The 10892-nt window shown below is 61.0% G+C and carries 12 protein-coding genes and 1 tRNA gene; 5 read left to right on the forward strand and 8 right to left on the reverse strand.

Annotation, left to right across the window (positions count from 1 at the left end; translation table 11 throughout):
* Window positions 1-24 precede the first annotated feature (24 nt).
* From ACR0CU_RS05835 to ACR0CU_RS05855, 5 genes are all read right to left on the reverse strand, one after another.
* The gene (locus ACR0CU_RS05835) at window positions 25-207 is read right to left on the reverse strand and encodes a Flp family type IVb pilin (protein WP_093962121.1); all 183 of its coding nucleotides are present in this window, start codon (window positions 205-207) and stop codon (window positions 25-27) included.
* Between the two features lie 237 nt (window positions 208-444).
* Window positions 445-518 (reverse strand) — tRNA-Gly (locus ACR0CU_RS05840).
* A 109-nt stretch (window positions 519-627) separates the two neighbouring features.
* The gene (locus tag ACR0CU_RS05845) at window positions 628-1692 is read right to left on the reverse strand and encodes a methyltetrahydrofolate cobalamin methyltransferase (protein ID WP_170370496.1); all 1065 of its coding nucleotides are present in this window, start codon (window positions 1690-1692) and stop codon (window positions 628-630) included.
* A 9-nt stretch (window positions 1693-1701) separates the two neighbouring features.
* Entirely contained in the window at window positions 1702-2628 is a 927-nt protein-coding gene (locus ACR0CU_RS05850) for a methylenetetrahydrofolate reductase (protein WP_170446076.1), read from the reverse strand.
* Between the two features lie 26 nt (window positions 2629-2654).
* A complete protein-coding gene (locus ACR0CU_RS05855; protein ID WP_170359170.1) occupies window positions 2655-2951 on the reverse strand; it encodes a virulence factor in 297 nt (98 codons plus the stop codon).
* Between the two features lie 237 nt (window positions 2952-3188).
* On the opposite strand from ACR0CU_RS05855, the gene ACR0CU_RS05860 reads away from it, so the two are divergent.
* From ACR0CU_RS05860 to ACR0CU_RS05870, 3 genes are read left to right on the forward strand one after another with little or no spacing between them, the layout of a single operon-like run.
* Window positions 3189-4301, forward strand: coding sequence for a Ppx/GppA phosphatase family protein (locus tag ACR0CU_RS05860; RefSeq protein ID WP_093962132.1), 1113 nt, complete (start codon window positions 3189-3191; stop codon window positions 4299-4301).
* A gap of 16 nt (window positions 4302-4317) precedes the next feature.
* On the forward strand, window positions 4318-4653 hold the full coding sequence (locus tag ACR0CU_RS05865) for a hypothetical protein (RefSeq protein WP_170437587.1): 336 nt from the start codon (window positions 4318-4320) through the stop codon (window positions 4651-4653).
* 52 nt (window positions 4654-4705) lie between these two features.
* Window positions 4706-5422 carry an RlmE family RNA methyltransferase gene (locus ACR0CU_RS05870; RefSeq protein WP_170339056.1) on the forward strand — a complete coding sequence of 239 codons (717 nt, stop codon included), beginning with the start codon at window positions 4706-4708 and terminating at the stop codon, window positions 5420-5422.
* Here ACR0CU_RS05870 and ACR0CU_RS05875 read toward each other — a convergent pair whose 3' ends face one another.
* From ACR0CU_RS05875 to ACR0CU_RS05885, 3 genes are all read right to left on the reverse strand, one after another.
* A complete protein-coding gene (locus tag ACR0CU_RS05875) occupies window positions 5423-5629 on the reverse strand; it encodes a hypothetical protein (RefSeq protein ID WP_170363418.1) in 207 nt (68 codons plus the stop codon).
* 97 nt (window positions 5630-5726) lie between these two features.
* On the reverse strand, window positions 5727-7649 hold the full coding sequence (locus ACR0CU_RS05880; protein WP_170446079.1) for a multiheme c-type cytochrome: 1923 nt from the start codon (window positions 7647-7649) through the stop codon (window positions 5727-5729).
* Window positions 7646-8512 carry a YihY/virulence factor BrkB family protein gene (locus ACR0CU_RS05885; RefSeq protein WP_170339051.1) on the reverse strand — a complete coding sequence of 289 codons (867 nt, stop codon included), beginning with the start codon at window positions 8510-8512 and terminating at the stop codon, window positions 7646-7648. The genes ACR0CU_RS05880 and ACR0CU_RS05885 overlap by 4 nt, the downstream gene beginning before the upstream one ends.
* Before the next feature lie 171 nt (window positions 8513-8683).
* Here ACR0CU_RS05885 and ACR0CU_RS05890 point away from each other — a divergent pair, with 171 nt between their 5' ends.
* Both ACR0CU_RS05890 and ACR0CU_RS05895 read left to right on the forward strand, forming a co-directional pair.
* On the forward strand, window positions 8684-9769 hold the full coding sequence (locus ACR0CU_RS05890; RefSeq protein WP_170390187.1) for an AI-2E family transporter: 1086 nt from the start codon (window positions 8684-8686) through the stop codon (window positions 9767-9769).
* Window positions 9770-9900: 131 nt separating this feature from the next.
* Window positions 9901-10878 carry an AAA family ATPase gene (locus ACR0CU_RS05895; protein ID WP_170390189.1) on the forward strand — a complete coding sequence of 326 codons (978 nt, stop codon included), beginning with the start codon at window positions 9901-9903 and terminating at the stop codon, window positions 10876-10878.
* Window positions 10879-10892: the final 14 nt, after the last annotated feature.

Genomic DNA, 10892 nt, shown 5'->3' on the forward strand with positions numbered 1-10892 from the left:
GCTTTTAAGGCCAAAACAGCAGGATTACGGCCGTGTTGCAGCCGTGTTGGCGTCATTGAAGTTGGTGTTGGTTGTGCCGCCCAGACCGGTCAGCAGGGTCCCGCCAACAGCGATCGCGATGAACAGTGCGATACCGTATTCGACAAGAGTGGCGCCACGCTCGTCACGGCGCAGACGAATAAATAGACTACGAATTGCCTTCGACATGATTTGAACTCCAGTTTGTACTCATTAATGTGCGAATTTCGCACAGGAACGAGGGTTCCCCCGTCAGTTCAAATCGTATCGAGCCCGTATCTGGCAAACCTCCCCACAAACGAAAAGGATTTCCCGTTTAACGCGAGAATTCGTTCATTTTGGCTTTTTTTGTGGCAGGATTTTGGCGCGAAATAGTCCGAGTCCAGCTCAGCTTTTGAGCTTCAAGCGGGCCAATATCAAAGTGCTTGGAGCGGGTAGCGGGAATCGAACCCGCGCGTTCAGCTTGGGAAGCTGACAGGCTACCATTACATCATACCCGCCGCTCGGTGCTGAATATCACCCGTCCTTCGCAGAGTTCAAGATGCTTCGATCAGCGCGGCAAACAAAAAGGCCGGGCAGATTGCCCGGCCCGTTGACAAAGCAGCCTACTCAGGCCCGGCGACGTCGGGCACCGCCCCGGCGGCCGCGTGCGCTCTCGCCTTCGGCGCCTGCAGCATCGGCCGGTTTGTTGAACTTGATCCACTCGCCGCCATGCGGGTCGTTGTTGGTCAGCAGGTTGGCGGCGCGAATGGCCTCCATCTCCTTGCCGGCGCGCGGCTTGGTCGAGCCCAGACCGAACATCTGAACGAAGGTTTCGTCGTCCATGCCGTCGGGCAGGATGATGCCCGCCGCTGCAACCTCGACCTTTTTCTCGGCGATCTTCTTCTGCGTCACCGGCAACGCCACCGGGTTCATGATGGCCGAGGTCATGCCCGCGCCCATCGCCATCGGCAGGAAGGCGTTGTTGATGCCGTGACGGTTCGGCAGACCGAACGAGATGTTCGACGCGCCGCAGGTGGTGTTCACGCCCAGCTCCTCGCGCAGGCGGCGCACCAGGGCAAAGACCTGCTGGCCGGCGGTAGCCATCGCGCCAATCGGCATCACCAGCGGGTCCACAACGATGTCGTGGGCCGGAATGCCATAGTCGGCGGCGCGCTGGACGATCTTCTTGGCCACCTCAAAGCGCACGTCGGGGTCTTCGGAAATGCCCGTGTCGTCGTTCGAAATAGCAACGACCGGCACGTTGTATTTCTTGACCAGCGGCAGCACCAGTTCGAGGCGGTCCTCCTCACCGGTGACCGAGTTCAGCAGCGGGCGGCCTTCGGCGGCCTCCAGCCCGGCCTCCAACGCACCCGGAACCGAGCTGTCGATGCACAGCGGCACGTCGACCAGACCCTGCACCAGCTCGACGATCTGTCGCATCAGCGGCGGTTCGGTCTCGTTCGGGTTGGGGTTCGAGTTGTAGACCACGCCTGCGTTGATATCGAGCACGGTCGCCCCGGCCGCGACCTGCGCCAGCGCGTCCTGCTCGACGGTCGAGAAATCGCCCGCTTCCAACTCGGCGGCCAACTTCTTGCGGCCGGTGGGGTTGATCCGCTCGCCAATCACGCAGAACGGCTGATCGAAGCCGATGATCGCGGTTTTGGTCTTTGATTCTACGACTGTACGGGTCATGTCCGGTCCTTAAGCGTTTACAGGCTTCGCCGAGGCGCCGCCGTTTTCGATGGCCCAGTTGGCATTGGTCTTGATGCCGCCAAGCGGGAAGAAGTGCACGTTGGTGATGTTGAAGTCGGGGTTGGCCGCCTTGTGTTCGGCCAGCGCGGTGATCACGTCGGTCGGCTCGTAGGGCAGCAGCAGCTTGGACACGTCCATGGCGCGCTTCTGCAGCACCTTCAGTGACGGGCCCACACCGCAGGCGATCGCGAACTTGATCAGCGTCTGCAGCTTGGCCGGACCGGCGATGCCGATGTGGATCGGCAGGTCGATCCCGGCCGCCTTCAGGCCGTCGGCCCATGCGATGATCGGCTTGGCGTCAAAGGCAAACTGGGTGGCCAGCGCCATTTCGGCGTCGGTGGTTTCGCTGAATTTCTGCTTCCAACGCAACGCCTCGTCCACATTCTTGGTCGAGCCGTCCGGGTCGATGTCCTTGTTGCCCTCGGGGTGACCTGCGACGTGCAGACGCTTGAAGCCCGCCTTGTCGAACAGGCCCGTTTCCAGCAACTGCATCGAGCTGTCGAACTCGCCATGCGGCTTGGCCACGCCTCCGGCCAGCAGCAACGCCTGATCGACGCCGGCCTCGCCCTGATACATGGCGATCCAGTTTTCCAGCGTCGCCACGTCCTTGATGATCCGCGCCGGGAAATGCGGCATGACCGGATAACCCTCGGCCGCGATCCGCTTGGCCGTGCGCACCATGTCCTCGATCGGGGTGCCCTCGATATGCGCGATGTAGACGCGCGTGCCCTCGGGCAGCAGATCTCGGAAATCCTCGACCTTCTCGGCGGTGCGCGGCATCACCTCGATCGAATACCCTTTCAGAAAGGCTTCGACGGTCGGGTTCACCGGGGCCTTATCGGCCGCATCACGTTTCTTGAAGTTCAGCAAAGCCATTGCGGCCTCCCATAAAGATCTGGGGCTCATGCCCAACCGTCATTTGCGATCAGGGCCTTTATGCGGTCCTGATCGTATTCCGTTTCCAGGCGTAGCGCTTCAGCCTCGGCGATCTCGGTCGGGTCACCCTCAACCTCGAACGGCTCGGCTTTGCGCCACTCGGCCAGATAGGCATCACTGTCCTTGGCGTTCACCTTCATGGCGGCGCGGTCGATGGCTTGCTCGAACCGCATATCCAACTGTCGCTTTGCGCCACGGCGGCCCTTGCCCACGATGACCTGAGCGGGGATGTCGCGCCAGTAAACGATGGTGACGTCAGGCATTGCTCTTGATTCCTCCTAACCAGATGGTCCGGTTCTAAACGGCTATGTGGGGCCGGGTCGGTCGGATTTCGACACCCGGGGCTTTTCCAGCGACGTTTTGCAATTCGGGATACAGGCCCTGCACCGGTTTCTCCAGTCTCGGGGTCCATCAAAATCCTCATGACTTTAATGAGCGTCTTGCACGACGCGCGCCCGCGACCTAAGGTCGGGGTAACTCGAAAATCGGAGGGCGTGACGATGGCGCCCAAGCGTCCCAAAGGTGCGGGCGCGTTCCCGAAGGTGGTCGAAAGCCCCGCGCCGGCAAGACCCGATCCAGACGCCCTGTATGCTGCGCTGGATCTGGGAACAAATAGCTGCCGCATGTTGATCGCCCAGCCCAAGGGCAGCGGGTTCCATGTGGTGGACAGCTTCTCGAAGTCCGTGCAACTGGGCTCGGGGCTTGAAAGGACCGGACGGCTGTCGCGGTCCTCCATGGCGCGCACAATTCAAGCCTTGCGCATTTGCCAGCAGAAGCTGAAGCGCAACAAGGTCAAGCGCATGCGGCTGGTGGCGACCGAAGCCTGCCGCCGCGCCCGAAACTCACGCGACTTCATACGTCAGGTAAAGCGTGAGACCGGCCTGACCCTTGAAATCATCCAACCCGAGGAAGAAGCCCGTCTGGCGGTCATTTCCTGTGCTCCGCTGGTCAGCACCAAGACCGAGCAGTTGCTGGTCGTGGATATCGGCGGCGGCTCGACCGAGCTGGTCTGGATCGACCTGTCCTCGGTTCCGCGACGCGACCGTTCAACGGCGATCATGCGGCTGCACAACGGGTTTCACACGGTCGACAGTCCTTTTCCCGCCGCCAAGGTGGTGGACTGGATCAGCGTTCCACTGGGCGTTGCCACACTGCGCGATCAGTTCCACGATGTCGAAGACGATGCTGCCCGCTTTGCCCTGATGAGTTGGTTTTTTGAAGAAAACCTTGCAGATTTTGCGCCCTATAAGGACGAACAGGCCCGCGAGGGGTTTCAGATCGTTGGCACCAGTGGCACCGTCACAACCGTCGCTGCCTCTCATCTGGGCCTGAAGCGCTATGACCGGACCAAGGTGGACGGCCTACGCATGACCAGCGATCAGATTGACAAGGTCATTCGCGGCTATCTGGAGCTTGGCCCTCAAGGCCGCCGTCGCGATCCGCGCATCGGCGAGGACCGGCAGGCCCTGATCATGTCCGGATCTGCCATCTTGCAGGCGCTGTTGCGCTGCTGGCCGACCGACCGCCTCTCTGTGGCGGATCGTGGGCTGCGCGAGGGTTTGCTTTATGCACAGATGAGTGCCGATGGCGTCCTGGAAGACGGGCCGTTTTGAGAAAGCTCTGCGCTGCATGCCGCTTGCGACCATAGCGATCGCCTACCGGGTTTCGACGGCTGCAACCACGATCTGTGCGCTTGAGGCTGCTGGGTTCAAGGTATTCAGCCCGAGTTTTCACATCGCCAACACCGTTCCGCACTATGCTTTGGCGATTGGCGGCATTGGGATCGCCGTGCCAGCGGTCGACTCGGCAGAGGCGCTAGAACTGCTGCACAGTTTTTCGGCGTCACCGCCGACATCTGGCACCCTCGGCGGGAAGGTCTTGAACGGTCTCGGATGGGCGGCATTTGGTGTTTCTACGCCCTGGCCTGATCTGCTATTGATGGAACGGTCCATATCATCGGCTTGATGCCACATGAACAAGCGGGTAAAGGCCTCGCAGTCTTCAGGAGACCTTTTCAATGGCCAAGAAACCCAGCGGCAAAAACACTTCGGGACGCGGGCAGCGTGACCTGAAGGTCAAGGTCAAGACCGCGCGCGGACGCAAGCTCAGTTCGACCCGCTGGCTCGAGCGGCAGCTGAATGATCCGTATGTCAAGCGTGCGCAGGCCGAGGGGTATCGGGGTCGCGCGGCCTACAAGATTCTGGAGTTGGACGACAAGTTCCGCTTTCTGGTTCCGGGCGCACGCGTGGTCGACCTTGGCTGCGCGCCCGGTGGCTGGTGCCAGGTCGCGGTCAAACGCGTGAATGCGCTGGGCGAGAAATCGGGCAAACGGATCGGGACGGTTCTGGGCGTCGACCTGCAAGAGGTCGAGCCCGTGGCGGGTGCCGAAACCCACGTTTTGGACTTCATGGAAGACGATGCCGACGAGAAGGTAAAACAGTGGCTTGGCGGCAAGGCCGACGTTGTCATGTCGGACATGGCCGCTGCGTCCTCCGGGCACAAGCAGACCGACCACCTGCGGATCATGGCGCTGTGCGAAACCGCCGCCTACTTCGCCTTTGACGTGCTGGAGGTCGGAGGAACCTTTGTCGCAAAAGTTCTGGCCGGTGGCGCCGAGGGCGATCTGCAGAAACTGCTGAAGCAGAAGTTCGAGAAAGTGGCAAATGTCAAACCGCCAGCTTCACGGTCGGACAGTTCGGAAAAATTCGTGGTGGCAACCGGTTTTCGGGGCTGATCAATCGTCGTCGAGCGCGATCTTGTCGGCTACAATCCGCTGCGGCCGCAACGACGCCGCCGCGATCCCTTGCAGCAGCAACGCCTCGCCATGGTTGAGATACGTGGCCGGCTTGTTGCGCAACTCGTCGATCCGCTGATCCAGCGAGACCCGGCGCGTTGCCACAGGTTGGTCGAGCTTTGTCGACGGGCGTTTCAAATACAACATGGATTACCACATCCTGAACTGGTCAATGCCTTGTCCATGGATGTTGGCCGGTAAATGGGACTGCAAAATGGCGCAACTGCGTCGCTTCGATGCCGGTTTACCGGCCCAGTTGCCACGCAAGATCCTGAAGCGCTGGGCTGTCGGGCAGAGTCCGAAGACCCTCATCCAACACCTGACGGGCTGCATCCGTGCCGCGGTTGATTTGGGCCAGCTGGATCAGCATTGGCCAAGCATCCTCGCGCTGGGGATCCATGGATACCACCTGACGAAAGGCCTGTTCGGCGGCGACAGGGTTTCTCAGCGTCAGCGCCATCCCCCCAAGGACCAGGTGGGTTTCCGGGAAATCCAGACGGTTGGACAAGGAGCGCTGCCAATCCGCCATGTTCTCACGCGCGTTGTTGCGCTGCAGGGGTGTCAATGCCGCGGCGGGAATGGGCAGGAACTCCTTGGCAGCGGCAAGGCGTACGCTTCGCACTGGGTCGGACAACAGCGGCGACAAACGGGCCACCCTGTTGTCCAGCCCTGCCGCCCGCTGCAACACCGCCGCGTTGGCGCGAACCAATGGGTCTTCGTCCGTCAGCATCGCTGCTGTTTGCTCGGCCATTTCGGGGGTCGCGAAAGGTTGCAGCAGATAGGCGGCCGTCGCCCGCACGATGCCGGGTTGCGCCCCGTCCTGAGCAATAGCCAGCAACGCGGCCGGGTCGTTGACCTCTCCGGAAAATGCGGGGGCGAAAGCAGTCCCGAAATGGGGCGTACGATGATCGGAGTCAGGGAACCAGTCATTGATGGCGGCGGCGGCCCATGGCTGATCCTGATCCGTGTGGCAATCAGTGCAGGCATCCTCTCCCAAGCCCAGATCGGGGCGCGGCACACGAAAACTGTGATCGCGCCGACCATCCACGCCCATATAAAGCCGTTCGATCATGTGGCAGCTTTTGCACTGCGCTCCCTCGCCTCCCTCCGGGTGGTGGTGGTGTGAGGGATCGTCGTATTGCGCCTTTCGCAGTGATGGAAAATCGGGATTGCCGGCCGGAGAATGGCACTGCGTACAGACCGCATTGCCCTCGGCCTTCAGAGTTGCGCTGTGCGCCTCATGGCAATTCAGGCAGCCGACGCCTTGCGCATACATTTTGGACTGCAGAAAAGATCCATAGACATAGACCTCGTCCAGTATCTGGCCGTCGGGCTGGTAGAGACCCGGACGCAGAAGCGCCAGATTGTAGGCATCGTGGAATGGCGTGCCCGGCAGCGGGTTTCCGTCCTCCAGAGCTTCACGGCGGGAATGACAGCCGGCGCATTGCTGAATCTCGACCTCGGTGTCGCCCGTACCCCAGATGGCAGGAAAGCCAAACTCGTTCAGCCCGGCAGGCGCGGGCTGACCTTTTGTCCAATCCAGATGAGCCGAGCCGGGGCCATGGCAGGCCTCACAACCCACGCCGATCTCAACCTGCTCGGAAGCAAAGGACTGGGTCTGCGGCTGAAAGTTCTTTTCGAACCCTGTCGCGTGGCACTCCGCGCAGCGGCCGTTCCAATTCTTGTAGGGGCCGGTCCAGTGCAACCCATCGTCTGGCGGCAAGTCCTGATCTGGATACAGGTGATACCAGCGCTTGGCCTGCGTGTCCCAGACCACATCAAAGCTCTGCAATCGGCCGGGCTCGGTTTCAAACAGATATTGCTGCAACGGCTCGATCCCAGCGACGGAATGAACCCTGTATTGCTGGCTTTGGCCGTCCTTCTCGGTCACGTCGGCAAGATAGTCCGACCCCTCCCGCCGAAACGTGACGGTCATGCCGTCATGAGAAAAGGTCGTATCACCGAAATTGGCCACAACGGTGTCTGGCGCGGGCTCTGTCCAAGCCAGGGCGTGGTGGGATCCTGCCCAGGCTTGCACCTGTTCGTCATGACAATCGCGACAAGCGTCCGAGCCGACATAGTCCTGCGCCCAAGCCCAACCGCCGTTTTGCAAAAGGGCGCATCCGGAAAACGCGATGATCCGGGCGATGCGGTGCCAATTTCTCATGAAGCTCCGACCTCGCCCTGATTGTCGATGTCCATCAGCGCGCCGTTGAACTCTGCGCCGAAAATTAGGATGGCAGCGCACAGATACATGAAAATCAACGCGGCCATGGCCCCCGCCAGGCCAGCATAGGTGGCGCTGTAGGTCGCGAATTGCGCGATATAGACCGAGAACCCCCACCCTCCGGCCGCCCACAACAGAAGGGTCAGCGCCACTCCGGGCAGGATTTGCATGATGCGGTGACGCTTGGTCGGCAGGATCAGATGGGCCAGTAAGACCGTTCCCGCCGGCACCGCCACCGTGAAGGTCCACCGCAAACGGTCAACCGACAGCCACTCGCCCACGTCCACGGCCGTATTCTCGGACACCAGACGTGTATAGACCGGCAGCACCAGTTCAACCGCCGCGATCAGCAGGATCGCGGCTCCGCCCAAAATGACTAACCCGAGGCAAAGCAGGCGCGTCTTCCAGAATGGCCAGCTGTCATTGTCATGATAGGCCTGATTCATGGCGGCACGCACGGCCGCCACTCCGTTCGAGGCAAAGTAGACGGCCAGCAGACCGCCCAGCGTGATCACACCCGAACCCGACCCGTCCAGAACCGCGCGCAGTTCGGCCACGATGGGTTGGGCCACGTCTTGTGGCCACGCACCGAATATCAACTCGATCAGTTCGTCCGTCACATATCCCTGCGACAACGACCCGGCCAATGCGACGGTGAAAAGAACAAACGGAAACAGCGCCAGCATCAGCGACATCGCCACATGGCTGCTCATGACGAAACCGTTTTTGTCGCCAAAGCGTTGGACCGCCAGCCACAGCGCCCGGCCAAACCGGCCAAAAACGGGAATCGAAAGACGTGTCATTGGGAAACTCTAGCCTGCAATCCGCGTTGGAAGAACCGGCCAATGTGCCAATTGTACGAGATTCTACCGAATAACTGTCTGGCCCGATTGCATAAAGCCCGCTGCCTGTGCAGGATTGCCCCACAAAACTCCAATCGCTGCCGGCATGCACCGGTATAGCCGAGGCCCCGCATGACGCCATCAGAGCCCCCCACCCGCACACCGCTGAGGTTGAGTGTCGTTCGCGACGTCACCATCGTGCTGACGCTTGTGGTTCTGGGGCTTTACGCAGGCGCCAGCTTTCTGGTTCCGCTGACCATGGCCTTGCTGATCAACGTGCTGATCATCGCACTCAGCGATCGGGTGATCGCCCTGACCCGGGCGCCGGTCTGGCTGGCCAACCTGGCCGCTGTCACAGTGGTTCTGGCGGGCCTGTTCATGATCACCTACATTCTGGGCAGTCAGGCCACGCAGTTCGCGCGGACCGCGGGTACCTATGAAAGCCAATTCGACGGCGTGATCAACCGCGTCACCGGTCTGGTCGGGAATGATGTCACCTCTTTTGTCCGGGACAACCTGATCAGCATCGACATGACCTCGGTCGCGCGGATATTGCTGGGCAGCGCCACCTCGATGCTGAACCAGTTCTTCCTGATCAGCCTTTATGTGGCCTTCCTGATGGCCGAGCGGCTGGCCTTCCGCAAAAAGCTGCGGATTGCAGCCGGCAACCCCGTCACCGGAGCCGAGCTTTCTTCGGTTCTGGATGCGATTACCTTCAGCTTGCAGCGCTACGTCGGGGTCAAAACCTTCATCAGCCTCGTTACCGCTGGAATCAGCTATTCGGTTTTTCGCGTGTTGGGTCTGGAATACGCGGAAACTTGGGCCGTTCTGACGTTTGCCCTGAACTTCATCCCATCAATCGGGTCGATCATCGCGGTGATCTTTCCCGCGATGATCGCCCTTGTTCAGTTCGAGACGATCGGCCCGTTCCTGATCATCGTCTTCGGGTGCGGCACGATCCAGTTCCTGATCGGCAACTTCCTTGATCCGGCCCTGCTGGGCCGTTCGCTGAACATGTCGACCTTTCTTGTCATCCTTGCTCTGACCTTCTGGACGACGGTCTGGGGCCTGATCGGCGCGTTTCTCAGCGTTCCGTTGACCGTGTGCATTCTGATCATCTTCAGCCACATTCCGGCCCTGCGCCCGATCGCCGTGCTGATGTCGCTGGACGGACGCCTGGCCGACGACGTCAAGTCGCACAGTCCTGATCGGGGCTGAACGCCCTAAAATCGGGGGTGGATCGGTCCCGGGTGCGCTGCTAACTTTCAAATATTGCAATGGATTGACCGAAAAGATCCAGCGGGTCCGGCGCAAACGCATGATTGACCATTTCTGATGATTGGACCGCCATGACACCGCTTGACCAAATCAACGATCTCAAAGCCCGGATGGCCCAATCGATCATTGGACAGACACAGGTCATCGACCGCCTTCTGATCGGGCTGCTGGCCAACGGGAACCTGCTGATCGAAGGTTTGCCGGGCCTGGCCAAAACCCGTGCCGTCAAGGCGATGGCGCGCAATCTTGATGCCGAGTTCAGCCGCATCCAGTTCACGCCCGACCTGCTGCCGTCCGACGTGACTGGGACCGAGGTCTATACCCAGACCGAAGCGGGCGGCACCTTTCGGTTCGAGCCCGGCCCGATCTTCGCCAACATCGTCCTGGCGGACGAGATCAACCGCGCGCCGGCCAAGGTTCAGGCTGCGCTACTTGAGGCGATGGAGGAGCGGCAGGTCACCGTATCCGGCAGCACCCATAAGATGGAGCCGCTGTTCATCGTGATGGCCACTCAGAACCCCATCGAGCAGGAAGGGACCTATCCGCTGCCCGAGGCACAGATGGACCGGTTCCTGATGCATGTGCAGATCACTTACCCCCCGGTCGAGGACGAGGTGCTGGTGATCCGTCTGGTCCGCGGCGAGGATACCGCCGCCAATTCCGGGACCACCGCCGAGAAACCCTCACCGATCCCGCAGGATGCCGTTTTTGCAGCCCGGCAGGAGATCGGGCAGATCCATGTCTCGGATGCTATGGATCGGTACATGGCCGATCTGGTTCAGGCCACCCGGACGCCGTCCGCGCTTAGCGATGAGCTCGCCGCGTGGATCGAGATCGGCGCCAGCCCGCGGGCGTCGCTGGCGCTGGACAAATGCGGCCGGGCCCATGCCTGGATGAATGGGCGCGATTATGTCGACCCGGCCGACATCCGTGCCATTGCCCATGACGTGTTCCGCCACCGCATCACGTTGAGTTTCGAAGCGCAGGGGGACGCCAAGACCGCCGATGACGTGATCGACGAGATCCTGAAGCTCGTCGCCCTGCCCTGATCGCAACAAAGGAG

This window comes from Ruegeria sp. BC2 (genome assembly GCF_056539245.1).